The following is a 17,602-nucleotide window of genomic DNA, read 5'->3' on the forward strand; positions in this document are numbered from 1 at the left end:
TTATGTTATCGGACACTTCCTCCCACAGTCTAGCGTCCTTTAAAGCTATTGCCCTAAACGTTTTAGCACTGCTGTTTGTGCTCAGCGCTTATTCGGTAATTGCGGCAGAAGATAAGTTCTCTTTCGATACGCCTGCTCAGCGTGAGAGCTTTTTAAAGCTTACCGCCGAATTACGTTGCCCTATGTGTCAAAACCAGAATATTGCTGATAGCGACGCCATGATTGCCCATGACATGCGCCGAAAAGTTTACGCGTTGTTAAAACAAGGCAAAACAGAGCAGGAGGTGATTGATTTTATGAAGTCGCGCTATGGCGATTTTGTGCATTATCAACCGCCGGTTACGGCTGCGACCTTGTGGCTTTGGGCCGGTCCAGTCTTGTTTATTTTCATTGCCTTAATTGTGGTGGTTCGCCGCAAATCGGTAACACCACCAGAAGATATGGCTGCTAAGTTAGCTAAAGCAGATGAAATGTTGGAGCGAGAGAAAGAATGAGTTGGTCTGAGTTTTATATTATTGTTTCAGGCTTAATTACGCTTGTTCTACTAATTGTCGCTTTCCCATGGCTGCGTAATAAAAATCACGCAAAACAAGACAGTTTAAGCAATACGCAAATTGTTAAGCAGCGCCTTGCCGAACTTGATCGTGAAGTGCAAGAAGGGCTCATTAGTGAGCATGACAAACGACAAGCCGTTGACGAACTAAAACTAGCGCTGGTAGATGAAAGCGCATTTCAATCTCATAAAACGGGTAATGCAAAACTTCCGCTTGCGATTGGCGCCGTGCTTGCGATAGCCTGCGGAGTGATTGTATATGCGCAGGTAAACCAAATGGATCGCGTTACCCAGGCAAGCCAAGCCATTGAAGCGTTGCCCGAATTGAGTCAACAGCTTGCCAGCGGTAATGCGAACAACCTGACCCAACAAGACATTGCTAGCCTTGCTCTTGCTATACGCCAGCGTTTGAGAGAAGAGCCCGAAGATGACACGGGATGGATGTATTTTGGCAGATTGATGCTGAGTATTGGTCAAGAAGTGCAGGCCATTGAAGCTATTGATAAAGCGGTAAGTTTGGCGCCGTCTAACTCTGCTAATCGCATTACGCTTGCTCAGGCCTTGATGACCACAGGGGATGTAAACAACTTAGAACGTGCACAATCTATCTTATTGGGCTTGCTAAACGACAATCCAGCAAATGATAATCTTGCGTTGATGATGGCGGTGGTCTCTGCTCAACTTGGCGACCTTGAAAATACTCAGCGTTTTTATAAGCAAGTTGAAGGTAAGTTGCCAGCAGATAGCGACATGGCGCAGCGTTTAGTTGCGCGTATAAAAGAGCTACAAGGGAATACCAGTGAAATGGCAGCACTACAAAATACAGCTGCTGAAATTACTGATACACCAACAGCGCAAAATGCCAGTAGCGAAGCGAAAAATACTAGTAGCGAAGCTCAAAGTGATAGCAGCGAAGCGCAAACCGGCTTTAATATTACGGTGAATTTATCTGACGACGCTAGCACAGAAGCGCCTAAAGACGGTTTCTTGATAGTGTTCGCTCAAGATGCGAACTCTGACAACAAAATGCCTGCTGCTGTGGTTAAACTGCCGATAGAAGACTTCCCTGTTTCCGTTACTCTAACCACAGAGAACGCAATGATGCCACAATTCACGCTAGCCACACTTTCTGATGTGGTGGTTACCGCAAGGCTATCCAAAGATGGTAATGTGGCAGTTTCAAAAGGCGAATGGCAAGGCAGTGTGAGCGCAAGCGTTACTGCCAACGAAATATCTTCACTAAGCGTTATTATTGATAAGGAATTATAAGTATGGAACTGTCTAAATCACTCGCAACCGGGTTGATTATTGCCGCAAGTCTTTTAGGTGGCTGTGCGAGTAACCATACGCAAGATCAAGCTAAAGCGTATTCTCAAGACACTGGGTCGAACGCACCAGTAGTGGATACTTCAGACCCCCGTGACCCGTTCGAGCCGGTTAACCGTGAAATCTGGGACTTTAACTGGGATGTGTTGGATGCCTACATCTTACGCCCAATAACAGTTACCTACGTGACTGTGATGCCTCAGCCTGCGCGAACTGGTTTGGTGAACATCACGGACAACCTACAAGAGCCTGCGAACTTTTTGAATAATATGTTTCAAGGCAAGGTTGATGATGGCTTAGATAGCTTGGCTCGTTTTTTAATTAACACCACAGTAGGGTTAGTTGGCACGTTTGATGTTGCGTCTAAAATTGGTATTGAGCGTAAACGCGAGCAGTTTGGTGAAACTCTGGCTGTGTGGGGATTGGATACTGGGCCTTTCTTAATGTTGCCCTTTTTAGGCCCAAGCGATCCGCGAAGCTTTACCGGTGATTATGTTGACGGCTTTGCGTTTCCGATGTCGTTACTCGAAGGGTCTGTAAACTTAGCGCGTATTGGTATTTCGGTGCTTGAAACAAGAGCCCAATTACTTGACCAAGAAGCGCAGCTTGAGCAGTCTGTTGATGACTATGCTTTTGTGAAAAATGCTTACTTTGAAAACTTGGAGTTTCGCGTTACCGACGGTAAAAGCGGCGATAAAGCCATTGATGATGAGCAGCTAGATGACTTTGCTGATTTTGAAGCAATGTTGGAAGGCAATGATTTTGATAGCTATGAAGAAACGTCGGAAGAAGGTGTTGATGAGTCGACAGATTCAGAAGATACATCAGTTGATGACAGTGAGAAAGCTAAGCTAAAAGAAAAAGACGCCAAGTCGAAAGACGGCAAATAGAGCAAGAGTAATAATTAAAACGATGTTGGATAAAGTTCGGGGGCAGGGTTTAGTTATTGTTATCTAACCTCAACTTCAACGTCACTTTAGCTATAAATGCCCGCACAAAAAAAGCCATGCTCAACAGCATGGCTTTTTAGTTCTAGGTATGTGAACAAGCCTATTGGCAGCGTTCGAACGACAAGCTAATCCTTTGGATAGCCCATCGGGTTTTGTGACTGCCAGTTCCATGTGTCGGCACACATGTCTTCCAAGCCTTTTTCTGCATGCCAGTTAAGCTCTGTAGCAGCTTTTGTTGGGTCGGCATAACAGGCTGCCACATCGCCGCTTCTACGCGGTGCAATCTTATAGGATACGGTTTTACCCGAGCCTTTTTCGAAAGCTTTGATCATTTCGATGACTGAATAGCCCTGACCTGTACCCAGATTGTATTTGTCTAAGCCCATGTTAAGGTTTAAACGATCAAGTGCTTTCAAGTGACCATTGGCAAGGTCAACAACATGGATATAGTCGCGAACGCCTGTGCCATCAACGGTATCGTAGTCGTCACCGAACACGCTTAGCTGCTCTAGCTTACCGGTAGCAACCTGAGAGATATAAGGCATTAAGTTGTTCGGAATACCGTTCGGATCTTCACCGATCTGGCCAGATTCGTGTGCGCCAACGGGATTGAAGTAGCGAAGCAATACAATGTTCCACTCGTTGTCCGATACGTAAAGATCGCTAAGCATATGCTCAACCATAAGCTTCGACATACCATAAGGGTTTGTCGGGTGGCCTGTGGCCATATCTTCACGTAGCGGTAGCGATGCTGGATCGCCGTAAACCGTTGCAGATGAGCTAAACACAATATTCTTTACATTGTGCTTCTGCATAGCTTTACATAGCGTTAGCGTGCCGTACACGTTGTTTTCATAGTATGAAAGCGGCTTTTGCACAGACTCGCCGACGGCTTTTAAACCGGCAAAGTGAATAACGGCATAAATGTTATGCTCGCTGAATATGTCATCTAACACGGCGGTATCGCGAATGTCACCTTGAACAAACGTAACCGACTTGCCTGTTAATGCTTCTACGCGACGAAGTGATTCAGCACTTGCGTTTGCAAGATTATCCAGCACTACAACACCGTAGTTTTGTTCAAGTAACTGTAAAACTGTGTGACTACCTATATAGCCTGCACCACCAGTGACTAAGATGGTCTTCATGCATTCTCCTTGCTAGACGGTTGCGCAATGTATTTAGCGCAGATGGAATATTGAATAGGTTTAACAACCAATGGATAAACTAAAAATACCACAAAAGCCCACAGTAACGAGGTCCAATTTGACGCGGTTTGAAGAATAAATGCGAATACGGGGACAATGACGAGTAACTTTAGCACATTCAGTAAAGTCTTCTCAGGGACAGATAGCCGCTTTGCGGCCTGATCAAGCAACTTAACGCGCTCTGTCAGTGGAAGGCCTTTTAAGGCAGGAATGTCTCTGGTAGAAAAATAAAACTTCATAGGTTTATGCAAATGCCCTTAATAAAAAACCGCCGGAACGTTACGTTGCGGCGGTTATTGTAGGGTAATTGGTCAGCACTTAAAACATGCTAACAATAAATTACGCTTTTTGTTCAATACCTGCTTTTTCCCAGAAACGAGATTTAAAGCTCACTAAACCAATCACGATGGCAATGGCGATGCTAAATAGGGCAATCTGAAGATACAGGTCTGGCATTTGCTCTACGTTTTCTGGGTCGAAGTTACCTGAAAGTAAGCCAGCAATGATGTTACCAATAGAGTAAGTCAGTACGAATACCCCCATCATTTGCCCTGCGAAACGCTTAGGCGATAGCTTACTTACTGCACTTAGTGCAACTGGGCTTAGGCACAGCTCACCAACAGTGTGTAAGAAGTAGGTAGTAACCAACCACATAGGCGCAACTTTAAGGCCTTGTGCAGCATATTGAGACGCCATAAACATTACCAAGAAGCCCGACGCCATAATAACGATACCTACGGCACACTTAATCGTGTACGACGGGTCAATCATTCTCTTAGCAAGGTTAATCCAAAGGGCAGCGAAGAAAGGCGACAGAATGATTATAAATAGCGAGTTTGAAAGCTGGAACCATACTGTTGGGATAGCGTCCATCCCAAACCAAGAGGTAAGTAGCGAGCCGCTTTCAAGTACGCGGTCGGTGTAGTTCTGAGCGAATAAGTTGAGTGAAGAGCCAGCTTGTTCGAAACCAGACCAGAAACACGCTGAAGCAACACACACTAAGAACAACGCCCACATACGCTTCTTCTCGTTGTCGCTTAGCTGACCTTTGAAATAAATAAAACCAAAGTAAGCGAAGAAAATAATGGTAAATACAACGGCAACTTGTTGAGCAAGAGCTACAGGCTCAATAACGATAGTGCCCATGTGCGCAAGCACAATTACCACAACAGCAAGTGCAATCACTGCCCATACGCCCATCCATGCGCGCTGTTTAGCCGCACCTTGATATGGATTTGCAGGAGCAACAGAATCAGCCGATAACGAACGGTTGCTGAAGTAATATTGAATTAGGCCGATTGCCATACCGATGGCAGCTGCACCAAATGCATAGTGCCAGCCCCAGTTTTCCTGTAAATAACCGGTAACTAGGTAGGCGATGAGTGAACCGATGTTAATGCCCATGTAATACAGCGCATAACCACTGTCGCGACGGCCATCGTCGTCGCCATATTGCTGGCCAACCATCGCAGAAATATTAGGTTTTAGTAAGCCAGTACCCGAAGCAACAAGGATAAGGCCGACGAAGAAAAGGTTTTGCAAGTCTATGGCAAGTACCACGTGGCCTGCGAAGATGATAATACCGCCATACCATACGGCGTTTTTACCACCGATTAAGCGGTCCGCTAACCACCCGCCCGGTAAACCTAGGAAATATACCGCACCTGTGTATAGGCCGTAGATTGCGCCAGCGGTTGCAACGGTAAAACCTAAGCCTTGTGTCTGTAAGCTCGCGGTCATGAAAAGAACAAGTAGCGCGCGCATACCGTAATAACTCATGCGCTCCCACATTTCTGTAAAGAATAGCGTTCTTAGGCCCCCTGGATGGCCGAAAAAGCTAGTATCGTTAGATGGTTTCATAATTATATTTTAATTCCATATTGCTTATGGTTGTTATTGTAGAGCACTTATAGGATAGGCTCTTTGATAGTCGTCCGTAAGGCGGATAGCTTCTTATACTAGAGCTTGCTTAAAGACACAAGATTTGGGCGACAAACTTCATCAAAGCGGTGTCAATCGGCTAAGTCTTGTACGACTTAGCCGATTGAAGAGTTGGCTTGCTAAATAGATGGAGGCACTAAAGCTCGCGGATAGTAGCTACTACAATTCGTACTATTCCATAAATAAGCAGCAATGACACACCAAAAAGAACAAGGTTATAGATAACCGTGGGGTAAGCATTATCATCTGGAAGGGTAGGTGATTCTACGGTTACCAAATGTTGCAGTTTTTGGTATGCCTCTACGCGCGCGTTTTCTAGTGTAATAAGCGATGAAGAGTACGCTTGAATAGCCAATTGAAGCTGCACCTGAAGGTTACTGTATTGCGCCATTAATTCACTGACTGACAGGGCTTCACTTTCTCCTTCAGCGGTACTGATACGCTCTTTTTGTTTTTCTACTTCTTTTTGTAGTGCAGCTATTTCACGCTTAATGTTTATCACTTCTGGTGCGACGTTAGACATCATGGTCGACATAGTGCTCAGCTCAGCTTTTTTCTGGGCAAGGGTCGCTTCCAATGAAAAAGCGATTTGCTGAAACGCTGCACCTTCAGCAGTAGGGTCGAGCACGTTGTACTTGGATTGGAAGCCTAAAATTTCAGTTTTTGCTTGTTGAAGTTTTTGTTCAACAATCTCGTGTTCACCCTTGGCAAACGTAAGCTTTGATTTAGCTAAGTTGTTATTGATGTTATTGATAAACTCTTCCGCTTTATCAACTATAGCTTGGTTTATTATTTGGGCATATTCAGCGTCAAAAGCGCGGGTTCGCAAACTAATTACAGAAGATGCCGAGTCCACGCTAACTTCAATATGGTTCAGATAAAACTGATAAAAGTCCTCTTGCTTGTGTGAAGATGACAGGCCGCTAAACAAATCGGCTTTGTCTGACATGTAATGATCTCGAAGGCCAATAGTCTCATCGAGATACTTAATCATATCGGCAGATTGAATATACGCTTCTACAAGCTGACTTTCCGTGCCGCCGGATGCACCAGAAACACCAGCTGCCATCAAGAGAGATGAGGGGTCGAAGCTACTGCCGCCGTCACTTGATTTTACAATAAGTTGGCTTTTACTTTCATATTGAGGTGCAGCCCATAAAACAAGATATAGGGCGTAAAGCACCCATGGAAGAACAAGCAACAGCATTTTGTGTTTGCTGAGAAGGGCATTGAGCTGTGTAAGAGATTTTTCCACTGTGATTTGAACCTATTTGAGTGATTTCTTATTGTCTGCATCCTGCGTATAAACGTCGATGCCTTCTTCGAGATCGTGATAATAAGTAAGTTTGCCTTCATCTATGATAACGGCAGACGTACAGAACTCGCGGATTTGGTCAAGTTCATGGCTAACCATAATAACGCCCGCTTGTTCACTTTTTTCTTTTAGCGATAAACGCGCTTTTTTTCTAAAAAGCGGATCGCCTACAGATGTCGCTTCATCGATAAGGTAAATATCAAAATTAATATTCATGCAGCACGCAAATACGAGTTTGGCGCGCATACCAGATGAGTAAGTTTTTACAGGAAGGTCGAAGCGTGCGCCGAGTTCGGCGAATTCTTGCACTTGCTCTTCGTATTCTGGAAGCGATTTGACGTTGTTAATTCGGCCCACAAAACGCGTATTTTCACGCCCTGTCATTTGCGGGTGTACACCTGTTTGAAGGGCAACCGGCCACGACATGGATTTATTCGTTAAAACTCGGCCTCTGTCAGGGTATTCGCTTTTTGCTAGCATCCGGAAAAGAGTCGACTTACCCGCGCCATTTTTACCCAAAATTGCGACGTTGTTTTCCGTAGGAAAATCAAAATTCAAATTTTTGAAAATATATTGAGGGCCCATTTTACTGGGATAACTCTTTGTTAGATTCTCAATTCTTATCATCGAGACAACACCTTCTTCCATGTGATGTGATACATCGAAAGGCTTAGGAAGAGAAAAATTATAGTAATTTCAATTAGAAAGCCAAGGGATACGCCCTTTGTTCCATAGGATTCGAAACAAGCGTAACGGGCGAGTTCATTGAAGTGAACAAGAGGATTCCACGTTAAGTAAGGCCAATATTCTTCAGGCAGATCTTGAAGACTGAAAAAAACGCATGAAATAAACATTAATGGGCGGGTAAGCATTGATTTTATCTTATCCACTTCCGGCACGAATGCGGCAGCGATAGCAAAAATCATCCCTATGGATATTGAAAATACCCACAAAAGAAGAAACAGAGATATCAGCAGCAACGGGTCATTTACCGTAAAGGTCTCGCCCATCAGGTAAAGCGCAAGACATAGTAATGCGACAACCACTACCTTTACTGAAAACTCGAGGAAGCCCGCTGTGAGTATCGCTGAAATAGGTTGAACCTGTCTGAACGCATAGAGCGGCTTATTTCTGCGCACAGAAGTTGATACTGACTGGAGGCATGTAGTCAAAGACTGCAGGCCGACCATTCCGATCATCATAAATAGAAAAAGAGGAATAGAGTGGATATCATCGCCGCTGATCAGTCCACGAAGGTACGACAGCGCGAAAATAAAGGCGAAGGGCTCTAAAAATGCCCAGCCTAAGCCAAATTTATCGTTAAATTTACTTTGAAGCTCGCGCAGGAAAAGCGCGAATATCACGCCTCTCCATGCGTAGAGCTGGTCTTTAAACGTTACCATGTTTAGTTAGTAGCTACGTTGGCTGCAATAGCAATCTGATAAACAATCTGAGTAATGTCTTTAACCGCTTGCAATAGCTTGGTATCGATAGCAGGCAATACAATGATCTGATCACCTGGTTCTAACTTACTATCGTTGCTAGCTAGGAATGAGCTGTTGATGCTGGTAAAGGTAACATTACCATTCTTACGAACAATAAGGATTCGTTCGTCTTCAGCACGTTCAGTGAATCCGCCGGCCCAAGCAACATAATCTTCAGTCGTGGCTTCTGGGTTAAAGACTACTGACTGAGGAAGTAACACTTCACCACCTACGTGCACTAAGTCAGTTACCTCTGGGATGACAATGGTGTCATTCGGTTCTAGCAGAATGTTTGCGATATCACCATTTTCAGAAACTACGACTCTGCCTTGAGGCTCAATTTGGCGAGCACGTGCGATAAAGTCAGCGACAAGCTGAGCTTCTTGGGCACGGATGGCTCCTTCACCCGTCGAGCTAATGGGAGCGGTATACATGCTCCGCTCAAGACGCTGAAGACCTTCTTCGATGATTTCTTTTTGCTTTACAGCAACGCTTTCTCTTAACAGATAAATGTTCTGGGTATCAGAAAGGGCTGTATCTGCTTCGATGTGATCTAGTACATCGATAAGGCGTGTGCCTTTATCAACCATAATCTGAGAGGCGCCAGCAAACGCGCCAGCTACATTAATGCGATAGATTTGGGGCTCGTGGTCAGCAAGGTATTCAACCGTGTCGCCTGCACTTAGTTCGAGTGAAGCAAATTCATCCAAGCTCAAGTAGCGAGCAAACTGTTTGTTATTTCGAATACCAGATACCGAAGCATGGGAGGAAAACTCACCTGGTCGCGCAAAGTAATTCACCACGCCGCCGTTCAATTCTTCGTTAAGAAACTCAAAGGTGAAGCTATTTCGAGCGCCTGTTTCAACGACAATAGTGTTGCCAATTGGGTGCACTAATATGGTATCGCCATCTTTAAACGACATCTGAGGCAACTTACCATTTCTGAAAAATGCATATAAATCGGCAGTAGCGACTACTTTACCATTGCGCACTACGTCTATCTGCCTAAAACTTCCGCGCTGAAAATCAATACCACCGGCGCGTTTTAGGTAATACAGCACGCTATCTGAGGCGAGGCCTGCATATTGACCTGGTCGTAGCACCGGACCGGAAACAAAAATTGACACGGGCGTTGACGTAAGAAGGTTTACGTAAACATTTACATCGTTTGTGTAAACCTGTCTGATTTTTGCAGTAACGGTTTGATTTACACTGCCAGCAGGTGTATTTGCAATACGAATAGGACCAATGTTAGGAATAAAAATATTGCCTTGATTATCAACGGTTACTACGTCAGAAAAGTTAACCGCCCCCCACAGCCATATTGAAATTTTATCGCCTGGCGCAACGAGATAGTTATCATTTAGACCTGTGCTGCGTTCCGACTCAAATCCACCAATAAATAAGTTGGCTGCAAAAGGTGGGTTTTCCATAGGCGCTTGCGCAGGAAAAACAGTATCAATAGTTGGCTCGCCAGGTAAGTTTACGCCATTACGAGGCTGGGTTGAAAACTGTCCCATGGTATTTGCAGAACTGCTAGCGCCTGGAAGCGTTCGCTGGGTTGAAATACTCAGTGGCGATACGGACTGATTAGCAATGCCGCTACTCTGGCTCTGCTGAGCTCTTTCTCTTAATTGCTGCAATTGTTCCACGCTTTGCGCGCTTGCAGTGCCCACATAAGCGAAAAGAAGTGACGTTGCACAAGCCGCTAGCGTCAGGCGCTTTAAAGTTTTTTTGATGCTGGTTGACTGCATTTATCTATTCACCTTGCACTGTTGCCGAAGCTACTAAGGGAGTAATTACTCGCCATTGACCGTTTCGCTGACATGTCGTCATTTTACGCTGAATATCAGAAGACGCTGTTTCACCGTCTTGTAAAGAAAATCGGATACATTTATTGCCTGTGGCGGATATATAGTGCTTCAAGGACTCGTATTGGTGGCCATTGAAGCGTATTGAAAATGATTCCTGCGTATCATGATAAATGTTGGCTTTTGGAATATTTATTGCAAGCTCTTTGTCCGGTGCAAGGGAATAAGCAAGAGAAGAATGCACCAAAGGAATGTCAGCCTTAGTGGCGGTAGGAGTGTTAGAACACCCAGCTACACCTACCGTAACTACGATAGGTAAAATTAGACGAGATAATTGTTTGAACATTAGCTTTCATATCCATATAGCAATTTCGCGCTAGGATAACATAAGTTTTAAAAAAAGCATGTTCGCTATCGCAGTTGCTGAATTGTCTGAGTCTTCACCAAGACCGCAATATAGAAGACAAGTTCATATCAATAGTGTAACTCGATATGTTTTTGGCATTGCAAAGGCTGGAAATAGACGAATAAGTTAACAGGTTAAAGGAATAAAGTAGTTATTCAATCGTTACAACAGAAGCTGAGATAGTTCGAGAGAGGCGGCGAGAAGACGCACAACAGGTTCTCTTTTTAGCGGTGATTAAGGTAATTCTCGCAACAAATGAGTTTTTAACACGTTTTGATACGTTATTTATGCATGAAGGGTGGTTACTTAGACAAATGTTTTATATTATATCGAAGTTTTCTATCCGCATACTCATAACAAGATGCCCTCATCGCGCTGGAAGAAATGGAAGTTGTAAATAAATGGAAGCAACATTTAGTTTTTTATCAAAATTTGCATGTGTATTGACAGAAACTATTACAAATAGCTGTGTTTTTGTCGGTAACGCGAGGTTGTGTGTTTTATGCTAGCTTATTTGCAGTTTGTCCCGCTTTTTACTGCATTTTTCGTCGCCCTTATCCTTTTGGTGGTCATGACGCCTTTAGCGCATCAATTTGGCTTAGTTGACCAACCATCAGCGCGAAAACGTCACGCCGGAATTGTACCTCTAACAGGTGGTGTGGCTATTTTTATGGCCGTGCTTGTTGCCAGCGTCGCGACTGATGTGTGGATGAAAAACAATCCTCTGTTTTTCACCGCATCAGCATTTGTTGTCTTGCTTGGTATGTTGGATGACCGTTTTGACCTGAGTGCCAAAGGCCGCCTTATGTGCCAATTTGGTGTTGCAGCGATCATGGCATGGAGCGCGCAAAACTATATTACATCTTTGGGTAATATCTTCGGAACAGGTGAGGTATTTCTCGACCTAGGTGGGTATTTCTTTACGATCATTTGTGTGGTCGGTGTCATCAATGCGTTTAACATGATAGACGGTATTGATGGATTAGCCGGCGGTATGAGCCTTGTTATTCTATTAACAGTTGCGGGCTTTTTGATCTTTACTGGTAACGGAGCCTCCATCATGGAGCCGCTTATCATCGTTGCAGCTATTGTTCCTTTTCTTGCTTTTAATTTGAGTTGGAAAGGGTTTAAAGGCAATAAGATATTTATGGGTGATGCTGGCAGTATGTTCGTTGGGCTCACTATCGTATGGTTGCTTGTTGATCACACTCAAGGTGAAGCTGCTGCATTTAGGCCCATTACTGCGGTGTGGTTAGTCGGCCTTCCATTAATGGACATGGCCGCGATCATGTATCGCCGTGCGCGGAAGGGGCAATCAATGCTCAAACCTGACCGTCAGCACCTTCACAATATCTTTATGCGTGCAGGGCTTAGCAGTAGAAAGTCACTTGTTGCTATCCTTTTGCTCGGAGCATGTTATTGCTTAATCGGTATATTAGGAGAAGTCTATCAGGTAGCTGAAGCCGTCATGTTCTGGGGCTTTATTGGGCTACTCGTTGTGTACAGTCTTGTTATCCAACATATTTGGAGTGTACTGCGCTTTGTGAAGCGATTAACCGCATAGTTTGAGTAAAATCGTGGCAGGCTTAGTAAAATCTCTGTAACATGCCAACAAATAAAAGCGCACAGTTAAGGCGCTTTTATTTTCTCTGTTACTTTTTTACGTTGGTAAAATTTCTTGATAAATCAATTCTCTATTCTTCAAAATAACAATAAAAAACAGCATGTCGAATCGATTATTGCTATGGCGGTTTACCAAGCTGACAATGCGAAGTGGCTTCGCGAAGCCATTGAAAGCATGACTGAGCAGTCTTACACAGATTTTCTTTTCGTTATTGTCGCCGACGGACCTGTACCTCAACAAATAACTCGCCTACTAGAGGATGTAGCAAGTAAAGACGACAGGGTAATAATAGCGTCGAATAGTCACAATGTGGGGCTAGCAAGTAGCATGAACTCAGTTGCTGACTTCGGTATGCAGTTTAACCCATCGTTTTTCATAAGAATGGATGCGGATGATATTTCTGAAGAAAACCGCCTTCTACGTCAAATCACCTACCTTAAAAAGCACAGCAATATTTCTGTACTAGGATCAGCACTAACGGAAGTTAATGAAAGTGGTGTTAAAGTTGGCGCGCGAGTAATGCCCGCTTCGCACAGGCAGATCGTTCGTATCTTGCCGAGACGATGCTCGCTAAACCATCCAACAGTAGTTATTCGTTACAATGTATTTAATGATGGGCATCGTTACGACAGTGACTTGTTAAACACACAAGACTATTTTTTCTGGATAACCTTAGCGTCTAAGGGGTATATCTTTAGGAACTTAAAAGATCGACTTTTGAAGTTCAGACGAGTCAATAACTTTTATAAACGTCGAGGCTTAAGTAAGTCGCTCAACGAGTTCAGAGCTCGTTTATATGCCATACGTAAATTAAAGCAACTTTCACTCTATAACTTTTTTTACGCTTGTGGTGTTTTAGCATTGAGGTTAATGCCTGGAAAAGTGGTTAAACTTGCCTATAAACTTGATAGACATTTACTGGAAAGGTTTGGTAAACATTGAGCGTCGGCGTTGTTGTTATACTATTTAATCCTGATGTTGAGCACGTGCGTAGTCTCATCGATGCGTTTTGTGCCCCTGACTGGAACGTCATCTTAGTTGATAATTCTCCAAGTCCTCAGCAGGCTCTTTTAACAACTGATGTTACTTATCTTCATTACCCCTCAAATATTGGTATCGCCCACGCTCAGAATGTCGGCTTGAAAGTGCTCTTTAATGAGGGAAGCGACTACGCCTTTTTGCTTGATCAAGATAGCTTGTTCTCTCCCGATATTGCTGTTGAGTTAGTGAGGCAATTCCAAGACCTTGAGCAACGTTCCCCAATTGCAGCCATAGGCCCTTCTATCTATTGCCAATTTTCAGAGTGTGTCGATCAGGGTGTTCTGCAAAAAGGGAAGCAGGTTTCCGAAAAGTTAAAAACAGTAAAGCAAATCATTGCCTCAGGCATGTTAATTTCCAAACGTGCTTTTGAACGTGTGGGTGAAAAAGAAAATGAGCTCTTTATCGATGGCGTTGATCACGAGTGGTGCTGGCGTGCTCGAGCCAAGGGCATGGTTATCTATCAGTCGCTCAGTGCATGTATGCCTCATCGACAAGGCGATGATAGAGTGAAAGTTTGCGGTGTGACATTCAAGCAGGGCGCACCGATAAGGCTCTACTATCAGTTTCGTAATGTACTCATTTTAGCGCGCCGCCATTACGTTCCTCTTTATTGGAAACTTCGTCATGTTTGTGCAATACCTCTGAGGTATCTTGTAAACAGATATTGCTTTGAGCAAGGAAAAACGCGAGGCGCTTTCATGTGGGCAGGACTCAAAGATGGATTAAAACGCAAAACCGGCCCCATAGAGCATGCACTAATTCCAAAAAGTAGTGTGAAAAAAAGCGACACTTGATGTGTAGGAAAGGAAGGACAAATCATAAACGCTTTCACTATTATGGTGCATTAGATATTATTTATCCCTAATTTTGTGCTTTTATCGGTGGTTTTGAGCTGTTTTGCCCATTTTCAATACACAGACGCTCTAAAAAGGTAATTGGAACATCGATTGCATTAGTCTTGCGAACAACAGTGAATATATCTCAGCTTAAGGAATAACAAACGGCTGAAAGTCGACTTAGGCGTGTATTTAGGATTTTAAAAAAGGATATTAACTATGAGTCAGGTTAAAAAAGCGGTAATCCCTGTAGCGGGCCTTGGGACGAGAATGCTCCCAGCAACGAAAGCTATTCCAAAAGAGATGTTGCCAGTGGTTGATAAGCCATTGATCCAATACGTGGTAAGCGAATGTGTTGCTGCAGGACTAAAAGAAATTATCCTAGTAACGCACGCGAGTAAAAACAGCATTGAAAACCACTTTGATACCTCTTTTGAGCTAGAAGCCACGCTAGAAAAGCGTGTAAAACGCCAACTGTTAGAAGAAGTTCAGTCAATCTGTCCAAAAGATGTAACTATCATGCATATTCGCCAAGGCGTTGCTAATGGACTTGGTCACGCAGTACTTTGCGCCCGACCTCTGATTGGCGATGCGCCATTTGCGGTAGTATTACCTGACGTCATTATTGATGATGCAGCAAGTAATCCTAAAAAGGATAACCTTGCAGACATGGTTGCCAAATTTAACACCAGCCGAGTAAGCCAGGTCATGGTTGAGCAGGTACCAGACGAAGATATCTCTAAATTTGGTATCGCAGACCTAGATGGCGCGGCAATTGCGCCAGGTGAGTCAGCGAAGATTCACAAAATGGTTGAGAAGCCGCCTCGCGACGAAGCACCTTCTGACCTTGCCGTTGTAGGCCGATACGTTCTGTCAGAAAAAATCTGGGATCTGTTAGAGTTCACGCCTCCAGGAGCCGGTGGTGAAGTTCAGCTTACTGATGCTATTGATGCATTGATGAAACTTGAACAAGTTGATGCTTACTACATGAAAGGTAAGAGTCACGATTGCGGTAGTAAGTTGGGTTACATGAAAGCTAACGTTGAATATGCGTTACGTCACCCATCGTTAGGCGACGAATTTAAAGAATACTTAGCTTCTGTTGTTAAATAGTCTTACTAGGGCTTGTTGATCTTTAGTGTAGATGAAAGAACAGCAGGCCTAAGGCAATTAAATAGCTTTAAACGATTAAAAATGCGCCCTTGCGGCGCATTTTTTGTGTGTGGAGCCAGCGTACCGCCTTTTCGCTTTAGTCCTTCTATCTTACCTGTACATAGCCTTCAATTTTATTAAGCATCTTTTCACCGATACCTTTCACTTGAGTTAATTGTGCGACCTCAAGAAACGGGCCTACTTCTTCACGATATTTAATAATAGCTTTCGCTTTAGATTGTCCAACGCCGGGTAGGGTAATTAATTGCTCTACGGTCGCCGAGTTTAAATCGATACGTTGTTGTTGGCTTGTACCTTCATTAGCTTGCGAATTTTCGCTATCCGCTGGTTGAGCGTGAACCGCTGGCGTTTGAATGGCTAGTGCAGATAGTACGAGTAAACCTGAGATTAATTTTTTCATCATCTTTCCTTGTATGTTGCTAAGCGCGCCATAAAGCGTTATCGGCGCAATATTTAAGTAAATGGGTTTAAGTCATGTACCAAAGCGCGCTGACTTTTGTAACCTAGATGCAAGCGGAGCAGGCCTCTTCAAAAATTTCCTGTCTTCTGTTGTAACCAAGTTACAAAGCTCAGCACACTTCAACGTGTACAAAGGAAATAATAAAGGTGAACGAGAAAAGCGGTAGTCCAGTTTTAGTACAGTTTAAAGCAGGGGAGTGATTAATAGAGGCATAAAAAAACGGGCTATTAAGCCCGTTTTGAAATAATTGAAAGGTGTAAGCTCAAACGCTTATAGGCGGTCAAGAAGCGCCTGAGTGAACTCGGTTGTACCTGCTTCACCACCAAGGTCACGTGTTGTGCGATCGCCAGACTCGATAACGTCTTTTAGTGCTGCGCGAATTTTCTCTGCTTTATCGCCCATGTTTAGGTACTCAAGCATTTGCGCTGCTGCCAAGATTACTGACGTCGGGTTAGCTAAGTTCTTACCAGCAATGTCTGGTGCAGAACCGTGAACGGCTTCGAAGATTGCACAATCTTCACCGATGTTTGCACCTGGTGCCATACCAAGACCACCGACAAGACCAGCACATAGGTCAGATAGAATGTCACCGAAAAGGTTAGTCGTAACGATAACGTCAAACTGATGCGGGTTCATCACAAGCTGCATACAGCAGTTATCAACGATCATTTCAGCTGACTCGATGTCAGGATAACGCTCACCAACTTCACGGGCTACTTTAAGGAAAAGACCTGATGTTGACTTAAGGATGTTAGCTTTGTGAACAGCTGTTACTTTCTTACGACCTTCACGGCGCGCTAATTCATAAGCAAAAACAACGATTTTTTCAGCGCCGTCACGAGTGATCTTACTCATTGCTTCAGCTTCGTTACCGTCTTCTGATACAACTTGGCCAAGACCAGAGTACATACCTTGCGTGTTTTCACGAACGGTAATGATATCGATGTCTTCGTAACGTGCTTTTGTGCCTTTGAATGACATCACAGGACGAAGGTTTGCGTACAGTTTGAACTGCTTGCGAAGACTAACGTTGATTGAAGTAAAACCTTCACCAACGGGGGTCGTTAAAGGACCTTTAAGCGCAACTTTGTTTTTTGCGATTAGGTCTAAAGTTTCTTGAGGTAGAAGCTCGCCATGTTCTTCCAGTGCGACTAGGCCAGCATCGGCATAGTCATAGGCAAAGTCACAGCCAACCTTATCTAAAATTTTTGTGGTTGCATCGATAATGTCCGGGCCAATGCCGTCACCGCGAATGACTGTAATACGTTGCTGAGTCATGTGGAGGGATCCTCTGGTAATTCTGTTGTCAAAATCGTTAGGTTTATTCAATTTGTAGCTTGGCGTTTATGAGCCAATTTCTGCCTGCTTAATTATTATAATGGAAAATGTAGGGAAAAAGGGTTAAGCACTGCAAAAGTTGCCGTATTTTATACGATACCTGGCGCAAGTTATAGCCATTCGTAAAGATTAATTA

17 protein-coding genes are annotated in these 17,602 nt (G+C 43.9%); 7 read left to right on the forward strand and 10 right to left on the reverse strand.

Features of this window, described 5'->3' with window-relative positions:
* Nucleotides 1-2 precede the first annotated feature (2 nt).
* The 3 genes from MHN09_RS00255 to MHN09_RS00265 are packed head-to-tail and all read left to right on the forward strand — an operon-like array spanning nucleotide 3 to nucleotide 2,769.
* Complete coding sequence (locus MHN09_RS00255) at nucleotides 3-494, forward strand: cytochrome c-type biogenesis protein (RefSeq protein ID WP_069943851.1); 492 nt, start codon at nucleotides 3-5, stop codon at nucleotides 492-494.
* Nucleotides 491-1,822 (forward strand): c-type cytochrome biogenesis protein CcmI, encoded by a 1,332-nt coding sequence (gene ccmI / locus MHN09_RS00260; protein ID WP_239238510.1) that lies wholly within the window; start codon nucleotides 491-493, stop codon nucleotides 1,820-1,822. Before MHN09_RS00255 ends, ccmI begins: the two co-directional genes overlap by 4 nt.
* A 2-nt stretch (nucleotides 1,823-1,824) precedes the next feature.
* On the forward strand, nucleotides 1,825-2,769 hold the full coding sequence (locus MHN09_RS00265; protein ID WP_014975836.1) for a phospholipid-binding lipoprotein MlaA: 945 nt from the start codon (nucleotides 1,825-1,827) through the stop codon (nucleotides 2,767-2,769).
* Nucleotides 2,770-2,954: 185 nt separating this feature from the next.
* Here the strand turns inward: MHN09_RS00265 and galE are convergent, their stop codons facing one another.
* The 8 genes from galE to MHN09_RS00305 form a co-directional block, all read right to left on the reverse strand.
* Nucleotides 2,955-3,977 carry a UDP-glucose 4-epimerase GalE gene (galE, locus tag MHN09_RS00270; RefSeq protein WP_014978530.1) on the reverse strand — a complete coding sequence of 341 codons (1,023 nt, stop codon included), beginning with the start codon at nucleotides 3,975-3,977 and terminating at the stop codon, nucleotides 2,955-2,957.
* Complete coding sequence (locus tag MHN09_RS00275) at nucleotides 3,974-4,276, reverse strand: DUF6170 family protein (RefSeq protein ID WP_014978531.1); 303 nt, start codon at nucleotides 4,274-4,276, stop codon at nucleotides 3,974-3,976. Before MHN09_RS00275 ends, galE begins: the two co-directional genes overlap by 4 nt.
* A 100-nt stretch (nucleotides 4,277-4,376) precedes the next feature.
* Nucleotides 4,377-5,897, reverse strand: a complete 1,521-nt coding sequence (locus MHN09_RS00280; RefSeq protein WP_202941055.1) for a peptide MFS transporter — start codon at nucleotides 5,895-5,897, stop codon at nucleotides 4,377-4,379.
* Between the two features lie 217 nt (nucleotides 5,898-6,114).
* The gene (locus tag MHN09_RS00285; protein WP_069943856.1) at nucleotides 6,115-7,233 is read right to left on the reverse strand and encodes a capsule biosynthesis protein; all 1,119 of its coding nucleotides are present in this window, start codon (nucleotides 7,231-7,233) and stop codon (nucleotides 6,115-6,117) included.
* Nucleotides 7,234-7,245: 12 nt separating this feature from the next.
* Complete coding sequence (locus tag MHN09_RS00290) at nucleotides 7,246-7,920, reverse strand: ABC transporter ATP-binding protein (RefSeq protein ID WP_014948525.1); 675 nt, start codon at nucleotides 7,918-7,920, stop codon at nucleotides 7,246-7,248.
* Nucleotides 7,917-8,696 carry an ABC transporter permease gene (locus MHN09_RS00295; protein WP_014978534.1) on the reverse strand — a complete coding sequence of 260 codons (780 nt, stop codon included), beginning with the start codon at nucleotides 8,694-8,696 and terminating at the stop codon, nucleotides 7,917-7,919. Before MHN09_RS00295 ends, MHN09_RS00290 begins: the two co-directional genes overlap by 4 nt.
* A 2-nt stretch (nucleotides 8,697-8,698) precedes the next feature.
* Nucleotides 8,699-10,531, reverse strand: a complete 1,833-nt coding sequence (locus MHN09_RS00300; RefSeq protein WP_014978535.1) for a polysaccharide biosynthesis/export family protein — start codon at nucleotides 10,529-10,531, stop codon at nucleotides 8,699-8,701.
* Between the two features lie 4 nt (nucleotides 10,532-10,535).
* Nucleotides 10,536-10,934, reverse strand: a complete 399-nt coding sequence (locus MHN09_RS00305) for a hypothetical protein (RefSeq protein ID WP_014948528.1) — start codon at nucleotides 10,932-10,934, stop codon at nucleotides 10,536-10,538.
* A gap of 562 nt (nucleotides 10,935-11,496) precedes the next feature.
* Here MHN09_RS00305 and wecA point away from each other — a divergent pair.
* The 4 genes from wecA to galU all read left to right on the forward strand — a co-directional run bounded on the left by wecA (nucleotide 11,497) and on the right by galU (nucleotide 15,608).
* Entirely contained in the window at nucleotides 11,497-12,558 is a 1,062-nt protein-coding gene (gene wecA, locus MHN09_RS00310) for a UDP-N-acetylglucosamine--undecaprenyl-phosphate N-acetylglucosaminephosphotransferase (protein ID WP_014948529.1), read from the forward strand.
* A 114-nt stretch (nucleotides 12,559-12,672) separates the two neighbouring features.
* Nucleotides 12,673-13,560: a glycosyltransferase gene (locus tag MHN09_RS00315; RefSeq protein WP_239238513.1), complete on the forward strand. Its 888-nt coding sequence runs from the start codon at nucleotides 12,673-12,675 to the stop codon at nucleotides 13,558-13,560.
* A complete protein-coding gene (locus MHN09_RS00320) occupies nucleotides 13,557-14,453 on the forward strand; it encodes a glycosyltransferase family 2 protein (RefSeq protein WP_014948531.1) in 897 nt (298 codons plus the stop codon). Before MHN09_RS00315 ends, MHN09_RS00320 begins: the two co-directional genes overlap by 4 nt.
* A gap of 261 nt (nucleotides 14,454-14,714) precedes the next feature.
* Nucleotides 14,715-15,608 (forward strand): UTP--glucose-1-phosphate uridylyltransferase GalU, encoded by an 894-nt coding sequence (gene galU / locus MHN09_RS00325; protein WP_014975843.1) that lies wholly within the window; start codon nucleotides 14,715-14,717, stop codon nucleotides 15,606-15,608.
* A gap of 145 nt (nucleotides 15,609-15,753) precedes the next feature.
* On the opposite strand, the gene MHN09_RS00330 is transcribed toward galU, so the two are convergent.
* Nucleotides 15,754-16,068, reverse strand: coding sequence for a ComEA family DNA-binding protein (locus MHN09_RS00330; protein WP_049585970.1), 315 nt, complete (start codon nucleotides 16,066-16,068; stop codon nucleotides 15,754-15,756).
* Between the two features lie 330 nt (nucleotides 16,069-16,398).
* Nucleotides 16,399-17,406 carry an isocitrate dehydrogenase gene (locus MHN09_RS00335; protein WP_014948534.1) on the reverse strand — a complete coding sequence of 336 codons (1,008 nt, stop codon included), beginning with the start codon at nucleotides 17,404-17,406 and terminating at the stop codon, nucleotides 16,399-16,401.
* Nucleotides 17,407-17,602: the final 196 nt, after the last annotated feature.

It is taken from the genome of Alteromonas sp. MmMcT2-5 (genome assembly GCF_022348315.1).
Lineage (GTDB): Bacteria > Pseudomonadota > Gammaproteobacteria > Enterobacterales > Alteromonadaceae > Alteromonas > Alteromonas macleodii.

Coding starts and splice junctions, on each gene's coding strand:
- wecA (WP_014948529.1), top strand. CDS start 11,497: ATGCTAGCTTATTTGCAGTTTGTCCCGCTTTTTACTGCATTTTTCGTC.
- ccmI (WP_239238510.1), top strand. CDS start 491: ATGAGTTGGTCTGAGTTTTATATTATTGTTTCAGGCTTAATTACGCTT.
- MHN09_RS00330 (WP_049585970.1), bottom strand. CDS start 16,068: ATGAAAAAATTAATCTCAGGTTTACTCGTACTATCTGCACTAGCCATT.
- MHN09_RS00335 (WP_014948534.1), bottom strand. CDS start 17,406: ATGACTCAGCAACGTATTACAGTCATTCGCGGTGACGGCATTGGCCCG.
- MHN09_RS00300 (WP_014978535.1), bottom strand. CDS start 10,531: ATGCAGTCAACCAGCATCAAAAAAACTTTAAAGCGCCTGACGCTAGCG.
- MHN09_RS00290 (WP_014948525.1), bottom strand. CDS start 7,920: ATGATAAGAATTGAGAATCTAACAAAGAGTTATCCCAGTAAAATGGGC.
- MHN09_RS00280 (WP_202941055.1), bottom strand. CDS start 5,897: ATGAAACCATCTAACGATACTAGCTTTTTCGGCCATCCAGGGGGCCTA.
- MHN09_RS00265 (WP_014975836.1), top strand. CDS start 1,825: ATGGAACTGTCTAAATCACTCGCAACCGGGTTGATTATTGCCGCAAGT.
- galE (WP_014978530.1), bottom strand. CDS start 3,977: ATGAAGACCATCTTAGTCACTGGTGGTGCAGGCTATATAGGTAGTCAC.
- MHN09_RS00255 (WP_069943851.1), top strand. CDS start 3: ATGTTATCGGACACTTCCTCCCACAGTCTAGCGTCCTTTAAAGCTATT.
- MHN09_RS00275 (WP_014978531.1), bottom strand. CDS start 4,276: ATGAAGTTTTATTTTTCTACCAGAGACATTCCTGCCTTAAAAGGCCTT.
- MHN09_RS00295 (WP_014978534.1), bottom strand. CDS start 8,696: ATGGTAACGTTTAAAGACCAGCTCTACGCATGGAGAGGCGTGATATTC.
- MHN09_RS00305 (WP_014948528.1), bottom strand. CDS start 10,934: ATGTTCAAACAATTATCTCGTCTAATTTTACCTATCGTAGTTACGGTA.
- galU (WP_014975843.1), top strand. CDS start 14,715: ATGAGTCAGGTTAAAAAAGCGGTAATCCCTGTAGCGGGCCTTGGGACG.